This is a genomic window from Pedobacter rhodius (genome assembly GCF_027213645.1).
In the GTDB taxonomy this organism is placed as follows: Bacteria; Bacteroidota; Bacteroidia; order Sphingobacteriales; family Sphingobacteriaceae; genus Pedobacter; species Pedobacter rhodius.
The window spans coordinates 77,076-92,616 of sequence record NZ_JAPWGL010000001.1 but is presented as its reverse complement, the minus strand read 5'-3'; the positions used below and the strand labels follow the sequence as shown (position 1 = coordinate 92,616).

Here is a 15,541-nt window from a genome sequence, read left to right as displayed (position 1 = left end):
GGCAGGACAAGCTTAACAAAAAAGCCCCAACTTTCTGCTGGGGCTTCAATTTTGTACTAACTTATTTTATTTTATGGCTACCGGAACTGAAATCTTATCCCAGTCCATTGAGAAACCGCTTTTAGTTATTTTATATACCAGTGTTTCCTGAGTTGCTTTTAATGGCTTAACTTTTACATCAACACGCAAAGCATCTTTAGCTTCCTCATATTTATAGGCACCCCATTGTTTTGGTTCTTTATTAAAAATAGCTGTCCAGATTCCGCTTTCCTTTGGGATTAAGAAAAAGCTGTATTTTCCTGCCGGTAAAGTTTTTCCCTGAACCATTATGTCTTTATCCGTTTCGAAAGTAGTGGCTTCATTTGCACCAGCACGCCAAACTTTATCATAGGCTTCTAAGCCGCCCCAGATTTTACGTCCTTTAACGGATGGGCTGCTATAGGCAATCGTAATGGTTGCATCTTTAACTTTACCTGTTGCGGTTGCCGGCGGACTTGCGGGTTTTTTAGCATCCTGGGCAAATGCGCTTACTGAAATGGTAATTGCTGTTAACAGCAGGGTAATGGATTTAATCATCGTTTTCATAGTATTATTTTTATCTGATTTGTTGTTTTTTAATTTTACGAATTTAATGCTTTAGGCTTATAAAACAAGGTTCCGATTGCCGAAAATATGATTACTGCGGCCGCGCCCACAACGTTTAGCCAGAGAAATGAAACCACATCGAACTTATAAACGGCTATAACCACTATTTCTGATAGAATGGCAGAAATAAATACAAGCGGTCCATTTATTTTTTTATAATAGAAAGCAACCAGGAAAATGCCTAAAATTGGGCCATAGAACAATGAACCTAATACATTTACAGCTTCAATCAGCGAACCCATTTGTGTAGCGAACATGGCAACTGCAATGGAAAAAATACCCCAACCTAAAGTATGTAATCGACTATACTTTAATTCGGTTTCTTCATCAGGAATATTTTTATTGAAAATAAGGTGAATGTCTTTTAATGAACACGCAGCAAGGGAATTTAGTGCCGCCGAAATGGAACCCCAGCTCGCCAGAAAAATTACCGCGAACAGCAAACCAATCATGCCAACCGGGAGCGTATTTTTCACGAAGTACAGGAAAATATAATTGGTATCGGTTTTCTCTGCGTTATAGTTTGAATTGTTAATCGCCTCTTCTACCCTGCCATGCAAATCCTTCACTTTACTTTGTGTTTTTTTAAAGTTTTCTATGGCCGTATTTAAAGCCGGGGATTTGCTTTCTTTTTGGGCTAAAATTTCCTTAGACAGTGAATTAAATTTTTGCTGCAAAGCCTGATGTTCCTTTTCAAAAACAGCTGCCTGATCGGGTTTTGTATCTTTTAAATACTGATAGGAACGTTCGTTGAAATAAATTGGCGCCGGTTTTAAAGAGAAGAACGCAAAGAGTAAGGCGCCGATTAACAAAATGGCAAACTGCATCGGGATTTTAACCAAGCCGTTTAACAGCAGGCCCATTTTTGCATTCGTATTATCTTTCGCCGTAATATACCGGCCAACCTGGCTTTGGTCGGTACCGAAATATGAAAGCGCGAGAAAAAAACCACCAATCAGTCCACTCCAGATGTTATATTTATCTTTCCAGTCGAATTTAGTAGTGATAACGTTTAGTTTTCCGGATTTACCTGCCAGGTAAAGTGCATCTTTAAAGCCAATTCCATTTGGCATATTCTGAACCAGCAAATATCCCGCAAAAGCCATTGTTCCGAGAATAATGAGGAACTGCAGTTTTTGCGTGTGGGCGATGGCTTTTGCACCACCAACGTAAGTATAAATCAAAAGTATTCCGCCGGTTAGAACATTGGTTAAATAGATGTTCCAGTTTAAAACGCTCGATAAAATAATACTTGGTGCATAAATGCTTATCCCGGTTGATAATCCTCTGGAGAAAAGAAAAAGCAAAGAAGTTAATACCCTTGTTTTTTTATCAAAACGGTTTTCTAAATATTCATAAGCGGTATAAACATTCAACCGCTGGAAAATCGGGATAAAAGTGATGCAGATAACAATCATCGCCAGCGGTAAACCGAAATAATACTGCACGAAACGCATGCCATCGGTATAGGCCTGACCCGGTGCTGAAAGAAAAGTAATTGCACTTGCCTGCGTAGCCATAATGCCCAAAAGCACAATATACCAAGGCATTTTATTATCTGCCTTCAAGTAAGATTCGTTACTTTTTTGCCCGCGGCCAATAAATACACCGTAAACGACTACGACAAAAAGGGTAAAAATAAGGACTATCCAATCGATATTACTCATGCCCAGAATTCAGTAAACAGATAGTAAAATACAATTTGAAATACCAAAGCCAACGCCAATAATACATACCAGGTATTCCAGTTTTTGAGTTGATTTTTCATTTAGTTTTTCTGTGCAGATAAAAAGTTTAAAAACAAACGTGCTGCACCTACATTTCCAGCAGGCAACTGCCTGAAAAATGCCAATGGTGTGTAAATAAAATTACCCTTTCCGTATTTAGCATATAATGTTGAGCCTTGCAAAGGTTCCTCATCTGTGTCGTGCATTTCGAAAAGGGGTTCATATGCTGCGTCCCACCTGTCGGGGAAATAAGCACCACGTTCCTGTACCCAGCCCTTAAAATCATCGGCAGTAATTTTGTTCGGGAAGTTTAATAATTTATGGTCAGGCTTTAAAAACTTAACTGCTGCATTTTCTTCTGTAACCCGTTTATTTGCAATGCTGAAAGGATACATACCTAATTTATCAACCGTTGCATCCTGATTGGTATTGTATTGCATAACCAGGTTACCACCTGCTTTTACATACGACCATAAAAAGGGCATCCAGCGGCCAAGTTTCTTTTCAGTGTTATTTGCACGAACTCCGAATACAATTGCATCGTATTGCGAGAGTTTATTTTGACTTACATTTATACCAGATTCATCGACATAACCATAAAAATCTTCATCTTTCAAAACATCAACCTGAATGCCTGCAATGCGTAAGAAATCTGTTATAAAATCGCCCGCACCTTCTATGTAACCAACTTTTTTAACTTTTGCCTGAATATCGCCTTTCATTACAATTGCAGTTGCCGGTGCAAAATATTGAAGGGAAGGCAAGTGTGGATATTGAATCAATACTTGTTTTTTATTGTAAGTTATACCGCCGACCACATAATTTGCGTCCAGTTGTAACCGGTTCGAATTGATGTCCGCAAGTTTAGTTTTTGATATGGTATAATCAACGGTGAGGTCTTTTACGTTTATCGGGGTTGAATCTGCACCACCAACGCGCTCGCCATTGTACAGGAGATTTACCTTTCCATTCTCAAACTTTTTGTTTGAATTTACCTTAAAATTCAGGCTGATATGCAAGTCTTCGTTTTCTTTTATTAAATAAACAGGTTGTGTAAATTTTAATTCGAGTGCCGGAACAATACGCAGTGCTTCGACCACATCGCCACGCACCGGATCTAATTTTTTGAATGACAACGGCAATTTAACCTGAAATTTTTCTGTGCCGATTTTTAAAGAAAGCAAAACATTTAGTGGAGATTCGGCCTCTGGCAAACCGATTAATGTATCGTTGGCTACCGAAAATGTCGCCGCATTTTTTGCAGGCTTCACCAGCCAGTAGGGTTCTGTCAAAGCAGCATCCGCAGGAATTTGAATTTTATGTTCAATCGTGATTAAAGAATCGCCCGATAGTTTTCTATTGAAACTTTCAGGTTGATTTAACCATTTTACACTTTCCAAAATAACCGGATTTGATGCTCTTGAAATCAGGTTTAACCTGAAGTTGTAACTGTCTCCGGCAACGGCTTCCGCCTGATTGGTAACCATTTCGCCCATAAAACCGGCGCAACTTAAAATGATGTTATCCAGTGCTGTTATTTTATCCTTCTTCAGGTCTGCATCTTTTAGCGCCATAACCTTTTTGCGCAAAGCCAGCAAAGCTGGTAAACTCAGGTCAGGATTATTAAAATTGAAAGCAGAAATAATCTTATCCAGTGATTGATCGATATCTGCATTACCTTTTGCAGTCCAGGTTTTAACAACGCCCTCAAATAGTGATGTTTTTGCCTGTTCACCCAAAACATGGGTAAAATATTCAGTTCTGATTCCGGCGACCGACTGTGTACCTGCGCCCTGACTTTTATGCAAACTTCTGCTTAAACCCGCCAGTTCGCCATAGCCCATGCCCAATTGCGCATCGTATTGACCAACCGTAACTTTAAGTTGGTTCTCGGCTGTGGTATTCACGGCTCCAAAACGAAAGGTATTCCAAAGCACTCTTTTGGGTTGCCAAACACTTACATATTTTAATTGGTTTGGAAAAGCGCGTTTATCGCCAGCCAACTTAAAAGCTTTTTCTGCAACCACAGCCGAAGCTGCATGCTGCCCATGACCTGCCGCTGCAGTTGGTGGAAAACGGCAAATAATTACATCCGGACGAAATTTACGGATAACCCAAACCACATCAGCGGTTATGCTGTCGGCATCCCATTGTTTAAACGTATCATTCGTATTTTTCGAAAATCCGAAATCAATTGCCCTGGTAAAAAATTGTTGTGCGCCATCAAGTTTCCGTGCTTCTAAAAGTTCATGTGTTCGGATTAAACCTAGTGCCGCCCCTTGTTCTGTGCCTAATAGATTCTGTCCGCCATCGCCTCTGGTTAAAGACAAGTAACCCGTTTCTACATTCTGGTCATTTATCAACCAGGAGAGTAAACCGGTATTCTCGTCATCCGGATGAGCCGCCAGGTATAAAACTTTTGGTAGATGTTTAAGGGTTTTGAGTTCGCGGTAAATTTCAGACGATTTTGAAGGACGAACCTGCTGGGCCGAACAAAATACCGTAAAAAACCCTAAAATGAATATTATGGTTAGTCGCTTAAACATAAAATTTGCTTTGTGTTAATCAAAGATGCTAAAATGCTTTTATTTTGAAGCGCAGGAAACGAAAAAGGTACAAATTATTATAAAGGCAAATTCCTGTTTTATCCTTAATATTGCCTAATAAATTCAACCTATGAATGGTATTGTGCTCATCATTGATGATGAAAAGAAAATTTGCAGCTTACTTTCCAGGATTATAGAATTGGAGGGTTTTAAAACCTTGCAGGCCAATACCGGAAAAGAGGGTGTCAAATTATTAAAAACAAACGAAGTAAGTATCGTAATCAGCGATGTTAAGCTACCCGATGTTAATGGCGTAGCGTTGGTAAAGGACATAAAAGCCTTAAAACCTTTTGTTGAAATTATAAACCTAACGGCCTACGGAACCATTGCAGATGGTGTTCTGGCCATAAAAAATGGTGCTTTTGATTACCTGGTTAAAGGTGATGACAATGATAAAATTATTCCTTTGCTTTATAAAGCGATGGATAAAGCCAATCTCCAGCAAAGGGTTTTTGAACTGGAACATAAAGTTGCCAGAAAGCATAGCTTTGCCACAATCGTCGGGCAATCTAAAGCTTTAAAAGAAGCTATAGATTTAGCGAAAAAAGTAAGTCAAACGGACACCACAGTTCTACTTTTGGGCGAAACCGGTACGGGAAAAGAGGTTTTTGCACAGTCGATACATTACGAAAGCCCTAGGGCCATGAAGCCTTTTGTCGCGCTGAACTGCAGCGGTTTCAGTCCTGAATTATTAGAGAGTGAACTTTTCGGTTATAAGGCGGGGGCCTTTACGGGTGCAAATAAAGATAAAAAAGGCTTGCTCGAAGAGGCCAATGGCGGCACCTTATTTTTAGATGAAATCGGGGAAATGAACCTCGATTTGCAGGCCAAACTGTTAAGGGTACTTGAAAATCAGAGTTTTATTAAAGTTGGCGATACCCATACCCAGCAGGTAAATGTACGCATTCTCGCAGCGACTAATAAAGATTTGAAAACAGATGCCGCATCAGGAAAATTCCGTTCCGATTTATACTACCGCCTTTCTGTTTTCAGCATCACTTTACCCCCGCTTCGCGACAGAAAAGGAGACATTCCTGCTTTGGCAAAATTTTACCTTAAGGAATTCTCAGATAAGGTAAACCGTACTGCAATTGAGATGGACGATAAAATGTTATCCGTTTTAGCAGAACACAGCTGGAAGGGAAATATTAGGGAGTTAAAAAATGTTATTGAACGCCTGGTTATTTTATCAGATGGAAACACTTTGAACCCAAGTGCTTTACCACCTGAATTTTTTGAATTTACACCAATGGAAAACAATTACAATTTACAACAAATAGAAAAACAACACATTCAAAAAGTTTTAATCCATACTAAAGGAAACAAAACGGAAACATCCAGGTTACTGGGCATCGGACTTACAACACTCTATCGTAAAATAGAAGAATATCAGATTAAGGAGCTATAAAATTAGTTAACTTTAATTATTAGTTAATATCAATTTATTTGAAGCGCTAAACAGCTGAAATGGCTGTTGCTACGTGCCCGCTTCAACCCTGCCCAACGCAGGCAGGCGGGGCTAATTTACAAAAACGGTGTTCTATTTTGACGGCTTGCAGGATGCACAAACCCTGGTTTATAAACCTGATGGCAGCGATAGCCCAAAGCTCTTTCAGCGAGGCTTTAGCGCACAGCAGGACTGCAAGCTACCAAAAGCACAAAACGTTCATTTTCCAAATCATTTTAACCAAATGGCTACATAAAAGGCCTTTAAAATAAAAAACCTCAATTCATAATTAACATCTTATTACCTAATCTTCTTCGCACAATTTATTATCTTTCGAAAAAAATTTAACATGCAGAAAATATTTCTAACCATTCTATTATTCCTTTTTTCCCTTTCAATATTTGCCCAACAAGCTTATTTCCAACAAGATTTAAATTACAATATTGATGTAACCCTGAACGATAAGGACAAATCTTTAAAGGGTTTTGAAACCATTGTTTACAAAAACAACTCGCCTTCTAACTTAGATTTTATCTGGTTTCACATCTGGCCGAATGCTTATAAAAATGAATCGACAGCACTTTTTAAACAGATAAATGGGGATACTTCCCGCAAGGAAAAACTGAAAAATGTAACCTACGGAAGTATTGATGGATTAAACTTCAAAGTAAACGGAAAGACTGCCAAAACAGCGGCGCATCCAAATCCGGAATATATCGATATTATTAAAGTTTTATTGCCTTCATCATTAAAGCCCGGAGACTCTATTACAATAACTACTGATTTTAATGTAAAATTGCCGAGTTATTTTTCGCGTTCGGGATATGCCGACACCGAATTTATGGTAACTCAATGGTATCCGAAACCAGCTGTTTTTGATAAAGATGGCTGGCATGAATTCCCCTATTTAGATATGGGCGAGTTTTACAGTGAATATGCAAACTATAAGGTGAATATCACTTTGCCATCGGGCTATGTGGTTGGCGCTACTGGTGTGATGCAAAATGCAGATGAGCTGGCGGCATATAAAACCATCGGGGCAAAAAATACAGCCGATAGAAACAAACCTACTATTTATACACCGGTTAGTAAATCAGCTACTAAAACTTTAACTTATTCAATCAACAATGTACCGGATTTTGCCTGGTTCGCCGACAAGGATTTGGTGATTCAGTATGATACGGTAAAATTGGCATCAGGTAAGGTTGTTGATGCGTTCAGCTATTACCACAACAAAAAAAACACCCTCTGGGTAAACAGTATCGACTATATAAAAGATGCAACAAAACATTACAGCAACTGGATAGGCGAATATGAATACCCTGTTGTTCAGGCGATAGAGGGCCCAAAAAATAATGCCAGCGGAGGCATGGAATATCCAACCATTACTTTGATTACCAGCCCTGATGCGAAAAAAGAAACTTTAGACGGTGTAATTACGCATGAAGTTGGCCACAACTGGTTTATGAGTATGCTTGGCAGTAATGAAAGAATGCACACCTGGCAGGATGAGGGCTTCAACACTTATTTCCAGTTTAGATATGAAGCCGAAAAATACAGATCGAATTCAATCTTTGGGGATGCTATTCCAGCCAAAATTAAAGAGTTACCAACTGATAAATTTCTGGCCAGTATTTATGGTGCCTTATCCAATGTGCCGATGCAATCCGCTATTGAAACGCCTGCAGCCGATTTTAAAACTTCTGAAGAATATGGTTTGATTTCTTATGCTAAAACCGCTTTGTGGCTCTATATACTGCAATCTGAAATTGGCCAGGAAAAATTCGATAAAGCATTTCAGGCTTATTTTAGCGAATGGAAAAACAAACACCCAACACCCGCCGATTTTAAAGCATCAATGGAGAAATCATTAGGTGTAAACCTGGATAAATACTTTGCCTTGTTGAATCAGCAAGGTAAGTTTTAAAGCTATCTTAATTCACAATACAAAAGTCTTAGTAATTTCGCTAAGACTTTTTTGTTTACCTTAAAATCAAAAGTAATTTTTCACGACAAAAGCATATTGCTCATTAAAAACATCTTTAAATACCCTTATATTATCCTGTTCGCAAAAAACCCACATTGCCTCCATGTAAATAATTGAATCTACAGTTCTGAATGAAAGCGGGCAATATCCGTAGGCTAATAAAACACCGTTGCAATTTATTTTGAAACAAATAAAAATATAATCAGCTCATTTTAATTAACAATTATTAGGCTACAAAGCACATTAAGAATAAATACAGCCGAGGTGCTGTTTATATAATCCGGAATGATAAAATCCTTTCCATTTTGAAAGGGTTTATTTTTTGCATTAAATGATGAAAAAAAAATCTCCATGATTTAATATTCAGAAAGCCATTTTTTTATTGCCATAGTTAATTGCGGTCTTTCATTTGCTAAAGCGCCCGTATGAAATTTAAAAAAAATGGATAATCAAATAATTTTTATACGTATTGCCAATTTTCGCGATGCTATATATGCACAAGAAATCATTTCAGAAACTGAAAAAAGCGCAATTGCCCGCGGCTCGGGTATTGCCAAAAGAAGTATCGACTCCGTTATAGAAAAAATGGTTACCGGTAAAGCCATCATCGCCGTAACCAGCCTTGGTGAATGGGTTGGTTTTTCCTATTGCGAAACCTGGGAGGCCGGTAAGTTTGTTTCCAACTCCGGTTTAATCGTTGCCCCGAAATTCAGAAATTCGGGTGTAGCGAAAAGCATAAAGCAAAGAGTTTTCAAGTTATCGAGAAGATTATACCCAAACGCCAAAGTTTTCAGCATTACATCCGGAGCAGCCATTATGCATATGAATGCAGAATTAGGTTTCGAACCAGTTAGTTTTGCCGAAATCACCCATGACAACCAGTTTTGGAAGGGTTGTGAGAGTTGCGTGAATTACGATATTCTTGAGCGAAAGAAAAAGTGCAATTGTCTTTGCACCGCCATGCTGTTTGATCCGGAACGGCTCCCGAAACCTTTTCAGGAAAACAGCTGCAATCCCGGTCAACAAAATCAAATCAAATTTCTTCAAAATGAATATTAGCATCGAAAAAAAATCGGTAACTGTACCTGATTTAAACGAACTGTACAACAAAGCAATTTGCCTGCTGAAAAATCTTATTTCAATCCCTTCATTTAGTGGAGAAGAAACAGAAACAGCTAATTTAATCGCATCTTTTTTAAATGAGAATAATGTTTTCAGCTTTCGGAAGCACAATAACATTTGGTGTTATAACAAATACTTTGACGAAAAACGGCCAACGATATTACTCAATTCACATCACGATACCGTTAGGCCCAATGAACAATATACCAAAAACCCGTTTGAGCCAATTATTGAAAACGAAAAATTATATGGTTTGGGAAGTAATGATGCCGGTGGCCCCTTGGTCGCTTTGATTTCGACATTCCTTTATTTTTACGCACAGGAAAATCTTCCTTTTAACCTCTGCTTAGCCGCTACGGCAGAAGAAGAAAACTCCGGCGATAGCGGCATTAAAAGTATTTTGCAGGATTTAAAACCCATCGCTTTTGCTATTGTAGGCGAACCGACCTGCATGGAAATGGCTATTTCCGAAAAAGGATCGATGGTTTTAGACTGCCATGCAAAAGGAATCTCCGGCCATGCAGCCCGTGATGAAGGTGATAATGCCATTTATAAAGCAATAAAAGATATAAACTGGTTTTCGAAGTATCTTTTTCCTATTGAAGATAATTTGCCTCAACCCGTAAAAATGAGCGTTACCCAAATCAATGCAGGCATACAGCATAACATCATTCCTTCTGACTGTTCATTTACGGTTGACATTCGTTTTGACCATAATTATACGCAGAAGGAAATCCTGAATACGATTGTTAACCATACGGATTGTTTTTTTAGAGTAAGGGCAAATGTACTTCAGCCATCAAATATCGATATACACCATCCCATCGTAACTGCGGGATTGAACCTAGGCCGTAAAACCTATGCCTCGCCTACAAGTTCTGATCAGGGATGGCTGAGCATGCCTTCATTGAAAATGGGACCTGGAAATTCTTCCCGTTCACATACCGCCGATGAATTTATTGGTATAGAAGAAATAGAAGAGGGCATTACGCTTTATATTAAACTTTTAAAAACCGTTGACCCGGCGAAATTCATTTAATGAGGATATTTTTTCCGCCATTCCAAAAAAGAAAAAACCTTTCCAAAATGGAAAGGTTTTTTTGCTTAAAAAAATTAATTATTTCAAAAAATTAATACAAAACACTATTAATCAATTAGTTAAGAAAAATTCAAATCCGATGGCATAACAGTTGGCTATGGGTTATTTATAAACATATAAATTATGACAATTATCCTATTTCTAATTATCCTTTTGCTCTGCTGGGCAACTTACAAATCAATTGATTGGTTCGAAAAAATTTAAAGACATGTTAGCACTATTCATCATCGCAATCGCCGTATTTATCTACATGATTTACGTGCTGATTAAACCCGAAAAATTTTAAATCGCAATTTGTCGTGTTGAGCCCGTCGAAACATATCCTTCGATACCTCAGGATGACAATTAATTTGTAAAAAAAATGAACACTGAATTAATTGGCATTATCGCCACATTCCTGCTCACATTAGTTATTGCAATTCCCTTAGGAAAGTATTTAGCGAAAGTTTTTGCAGGAGAAAAAGTTTGGACAGACTTTTTAAAACCGCTCGAAACTGGTATATATAAACTTTCGGGCATCAATATCAAAGAACAAATGGACTGGAAACAGCAGCTGAAAGCTTTGCTAACCATTAACGTATTATGGTTGGTTTATGGCTTTTTCGTGCTAATATTCCAGGATAAACTTCCTTTTAATCCTGACGGAAACCCGGGCATGACGCCTGATTTGGCTTTCAATACCATTATCAGCTTCGTGGCAAACTGTAACCTGCAACATTATTCAGGCGAAAGTGGTGTAAGTTATTTAACGCAGCAATTCGTGTTGATGTTTCTTCAATTTGTAAGTGCGGCCACCGGGATTGCCGCAGCAGTGGTATTGTTTAAAGCCTTTAGAGATAAAACAACTACACAACTGGGTAACTTCTGGGAGTTTTTTGTAAGAGCGATAACCCGGTTATTATTACCGTTATCAATCGTAATCGCATTAATATTAACTTTTAATGGCACACCAGCCAGTTATGACGGTAAAGACAAGTTTATTTCGCTACAAGGCGATACAGTAAACGTTTCCCGCGGACCAGCTGCACAGCTTATTGCCATTAAACACTTGGGAACGAATGGTGGTGGGTATTTTGGTGCAAATTCTGCCCATCCATTCGAAAACCCAAGCTATTTTACCAATATGGTTGAAGTAATTGCACAGGTTATAATCCCGATGGCGATGATTATTGCTTTCGGATACTTCATCCGCAGAAGAAAATTAGGCTGGACTATTTTTGGTGTTATGACCGTCGGCCTGTTTATGCTGATGATTCCGACTTTAAGTTCCGAACTGGGCGGAAATCCTGCATTGGCAAAAATGGGTATTTCGCAGGCAACAGGTGCTATGGAAGGTAAAGAAGTACGCTTTGGCCCTGCAGCTACAGCCTATTGGAGTACGGTAACTACTGTAATTTCTACCGGTTCGGTAAACGGGATGCACGACAGTACAATGCCCCTAACCGGCTTATGGCAATTATTGGCCATGATGATAAATGCAGTTTATGGTGGTTGCGGCGTTGGTTTGTTAAACTACTTCATCTACTTAATTATCGCTGTTTTCATATCCGGATTAATGGTTGGCAGAACGCCTGAATTTTTAGGCCATAAGGTTGAAGCCAGGGAAATTAAAATTGCTGCGATAATCACCTTGCTAAGTCCGTTTTTAATTTTAGCAGGAACGGCAATCGCCAGTTATGTTTTTACTAACTATGGCGATGCAAGCTGGGCTGTACAACCGAAAAACTGGTTAAATAACCCTGGTTTTCATGGGTTCTCTGAAATGCTATACGAGGTTACCTCATCAAATGCGAACAATGGTTCAGGCTTCGAGGGCTTAGGCGACAATAATATTTTTTGGAACGTTTTAACAGGTGTAATTATTTTCCTTGGTCGTTTTTTACCGATTATTGGTCCGGTTGCAATTGCAGGCTTATTAGGTGCTAAAAAATTCATTCCTGAATCTGCCGGAACCTTAAAAACAGATACCAAAACATTTGCCTTAATGACGTTCGCGGTTATTCTGGTATTGAATGCACTTTCTTATTTCCCTGCTTTGGCCTTAGGCCCATTAGCGGAATATTTTACGATGCTTAAATAATTAACAAATCTGTGAAATCATTTTAATCTGTGAAATCACTTAATATAAAAAAAATGAAACCCAATAATAAATTGTTCGAACCTGCTTTAGTGCAAACTGCATTAAAACAATCTTTCATTAAACTCGACCCAAGGGTAATGGTTCGCAACCCGGTTATGTTTACCGTTGAAGTTGGAACACTCGTAATGGCTTACGTTACGGTTTATTCGTTCAGTGCCAGTGGACAAGGCTCGCCTTTATACAACTTTTTTATTTTCCTGGTACTTTTATTAACCGTTCTGTTTGCCAATTTTGCGGAAGCCATTGCTGAGGCAAGGGGTAAAGCACAGGCAGATAGTTTGCGTAAAACCCGCGAGGAAACACCTGCAAAAGTTCTTTTAGATAATGGAACAATTGAAATCCGTTCCTCAAATCAATTGAAAAAAGGGGATGTTTTTGTTTGTGAAACAGGCGATACCATTCCAACTGACGGCGAAATTATAGAAGGTATTGCGACTATAGACGAATCGGCCATTACAGGCGAATCCGCCCCGGTAATCCGCGAATCAGGTGGTGATAAATCTTCAGTTACAGGCGGAACAAAGGTTTTATCCGACGAGATAAAAGTTCGTGTAAGCACTGCACCCGGTGAAAGCTTTTTAGATAAAATGATTGCCCTGGTGGAAGGTGCCTCCCGTCAGAAAACACCAAATGAAATCGCGCTAACCATTTTACTGGCCAGTTTTACCTTGGTATTCATCATTGTATGCGTAACGCTGAAACCTTTCGCCGATTATGCCAATACACCCATCACCATTGCGGCTTTAATTTCCCTTTTTGTTTGTCTGATTCCAACAACCATCGGCGGTTTATTATCAGCCATTGGTATAGCCGGAATGGACCGGGCTTTAAGAGCGAACGTAATTACCAAATCAGGTAAAGCTGTGGAAACTGCCGGCGATATAGACGTATTGCTTTTAGATAAAACCGGTACCATCACCATTGGTAACCGTAAAGCAACCAATTTTTATCCTACTGCTGGTGTAATCATTAAAGATTTTACAGATGCCTGTGTTTTAAGTTCTTTAGCAGATGAAACCCCTGAAGGAAAATCCATCATCGAACTGGCCAATGAACAGGGATTTAAAACCTCAGGAACGCCTCAGGGTTCAACTTTCATCAAATTTACAGCCGAAACCCGTTCCAGCGGATTGGATACTGCTGACGGAAGACGCATTAGAAAAGGTGCTTTTGATTCAATAAGAAATATTGTCGAAAAAGCGGGAAATATCTTCCCGTCAGACATAGAAGACCATGTAAAAAGCATCGCTACTAATGGCGGAACACCTTTAGTGGTGTCGGAAAACGAAAAAGCTTTGGGTGTAATTGAATTACAGGACATTATCAAACCAGGCATCAGCGAACGTTTCGAACGCTTACGTAAAATGGGTGTTAAAACGGTGATGGTAACCGGCGATAATCCTTTAACGGCAAAATACATAGCCGAAAAAGCAGGCGTAGATGATTTTATCGCAGAGGCAAAACCTGAAGATAAAATGAATTACATCAAAGATGAGCAAGCTTTAGGTAAGCTTGTAGCAATGATGGGCGATGGTACAAACGATGCGCCCGCACTTGCGCAGGCAGATGTTGGTGTAGCCATGAATAGCGGAACGCAGGCCGCAAAAGAGGCTGGAAACATGGTGGATTTGGATAACGACCCGACCAAATTGATTGAGATTGTGGAAATCGGTAAACAATTATTAATTACCAGGGGTACGTTAACAACTTTCTCCATCGCTAATGACGTTGCTAAATATTTCGCCATTGTTCCGGCGCTATTTATTGCGTCGATTCCGGCCTTGCAAAGTTTAAATATTATGGGCCTGCATACACCTGAAAGTGCGATAATGTCGGCAGTTATTTTTAATGCGATAATCATTCCGATTTTAATTCCTCTTGCCCTAAAAGGTGTAGCCTATAAACCGATTGGCGCAACAGCTTTGCTTCGCAGAAACTTATTTATTTACGGAATCGGAGGTGTTGTCGCACCATTTATCGGCATTAAATTAATTGATTTACTGGTTGGATTATTTGTTTAAAACATCAAAAGCTTTGACAACTTTTCTGTGCGATTTGCCCCTAAAGTTGTCGAGGCTGAATAAAAAATATCATCATGAAAAAATACATCATACAATCTATACGCTTAACCTTAGTTTTAATCGTATTACTGTGCATCATCTACCCCATCAGCATTGCATTAGCAGGCAAACTTTCCAAGGGAAATGGTGGCGGTGAAAAAATCGCAAAAAATGGTAAAATCGTTGGCTATGAATTATTAGGTCAGTCGTTTACCAAACCCGAATATTTCTGGGGAAGACCATCAGCTGTTGCTTATAATGCGGCAGGTTCTGCAGGTTCAAATAAAGGCCCTTCCAATCCGGATTATTTAAAAGAAGTTCAATCCAGAATCGATACCCTGTTAAAATACAATCCCGGATTAAAAAAATCAGACATTCCGGCCGATATGGTTACTGCATCGGGTAGTGGTTTAGATCCGAACATTTCTGAACAAGGGGCCGCCATTCAAATTGCGAGGGTAGCTAAAACAAGAAAAATCAGCGAACAAAAGGTTAAGGATTTAGTGGCGATGAATACCTTGAAACCATTAATGGGCTTATTCGGACCATCATCCGTAAATGTTTTGAAACTGAATCTGGCTTTAGATAAGTTGTAAATCCAAACGTCGTCATTGCGAGACACAAAGCCTGTCTGCGGCATGGAGAAATCTTTGAACTTTCAAACATCGTACAAAGATTTCTCCACTGCAGTCGAAATGATGACTTCAA

11 protein-coding genes are annotated in these 15,541 nt (G+C 39.1%); 8 read left to right on the top strand and 3 right to left on the bottom strand.

What is annotated here, in order from left to right; genetic code table 11:
• Positions 1–66: 66 nt before the first annotated feature.
• The 3 genes from O0931_RS00455 to O0931_RS00445 form a co-directional block, all read right to left on the bottom strand.
• Positions 67–585, bottom strand: a complete 519-nt coding sequence (locus O0931_RS00455; RefSeq protein ID WP_269413595.1) for a DUF2911 domain-containing protein — start codon at positions 583–585, stop codon at positions 67–69.
• Positions 586–620: 35 nt separating this feature from the next.
• Entirely contained in the window at positions 621–2,312 is a 1,692-nt protein-coding gene (locus O0931_RS00450; RefSeq protein WP_269413594.1) for a sodium:solute symporter family protein, read from the bottom strand.
• A 101-nt stretch (positions 2,313–2,413) separates the two neighbouring features.
• Entirely contained in the window at positions 2,414–4,918 is a 2,505-nt protein-coding gene (locus O0931_RS00445) for a PIG-L family deacetylase (RefSeq protein WP_269413593.1), read from the bottom strand.
• A 130-nt stretch (positions 4,919–5,048) separates the two neighbouring features.
• On the opposite strand from O0931_RS00445, the gene O0931_RS00440 reads away from it, so the two are divergent.
• The 8 genes from O0931_RS00440 to O0931_RS00410 all read left to right on the top strand — a co-directional run bounded on the left by O0931_RS00440 (position 5,049) and on the right by O0931_RS00410 (position 15,429).
• Positions 5,049–6,386 carry a sigma-54-dependent transcriptional regulator gene (locus O0931_RS00440; protein WP_269413592.1) on the top strand — a complete coding sequence of 446 codons (1,338 nt, stop codon included), beginning with the start codon at positions 5,049–5,051 and terminating at the stop codon, positions 6,384–6,386.
• Between the two features lie 388 nt (positions 6,387–6,774).
• A complete protein-coding gene (locus O0931_RS00435) occupies positions 6,775–8,352 on the top strand; it encodes a M1 family metallopeptidase (protein WP_269413591.1) in 1,578 nt (525 codons plus the stop codon).
• Positions 8,353–8,853: 501 nt separating this feature from the next.
• On the top strand, positions 8,854–9,471 hold the full coding sequence (locus O0931_RS00430) for an N-acetyltransferase (protein ID WP_269413590.1): 618 nt from the start codon (positions 8,854–8,856) through the stop codon (positions 9,469–9,471).
• A complete protein-coding gene (locus tag O0931_RS00425; protein ID WP_269413589.1) occupies positions 9,461–10,573 on the top strand; it encodes a M20/M25/M40 family metallo-hydrolase in 1,113 nt (370 codons plus the stop codon). Before O0931_RS00430 ends, O0931_RS00425 begins: the two co-directional genes overlap by 11 nt.
• Positions 10,574–10,841: 268 nt before the next feature.
• Positions 10,842–10,919 carry a potassium-transporting ATPase subunit F gene (locus tag O0931_RS20090; protein WP_082468366.1) on the top strand — a complete coding sequence of 26 codons (78 nt, stop codon included), beginning with the start codon at positions 10,842–10,844 and terminating at the stop codon, positions 10,917–10,919.
• 75 nt (positions 10,920–10,994) lie between these two features.
• A complete protein-coding gene (kdpA, locus tag O0931_RS00420) occupies positions 10,995–12,713 on the top strand; it encodes a potassium-transporting ATPase subunit KdpA (RefSeq protein WP_269413588.1) in 1,719 nt (572 codons plus the stop codon).
• 53 nt (positions 12,714–12,766) lie between these two features.
• Positions 12,767–14,794, top strand: a complete 2,028-nt coding sequence (gene kdpB / locus O0931_RS00415) for a potassium-transporting ATPase subunit KdpB (protein WP_269413587.1) — start codon at positions 12,767–12,769, stop codon at positions 14,792–14,794.
• A gap of 74 nt (positions 14,795–14,868) precedes the next feature.
• A complete protein-coding gene (locus O0931_RS00410; RefSeq protein ID WP_269413586.1) occupies positions 14,869–15,429 on the top strand; it encodes a K(+)-transporting ATPase subunit C in 561 nt (186 codons plus the stop codon).
• The last annotated feature ends 112 nt before the right edge of the window (positions 15,430–15,541 follow it).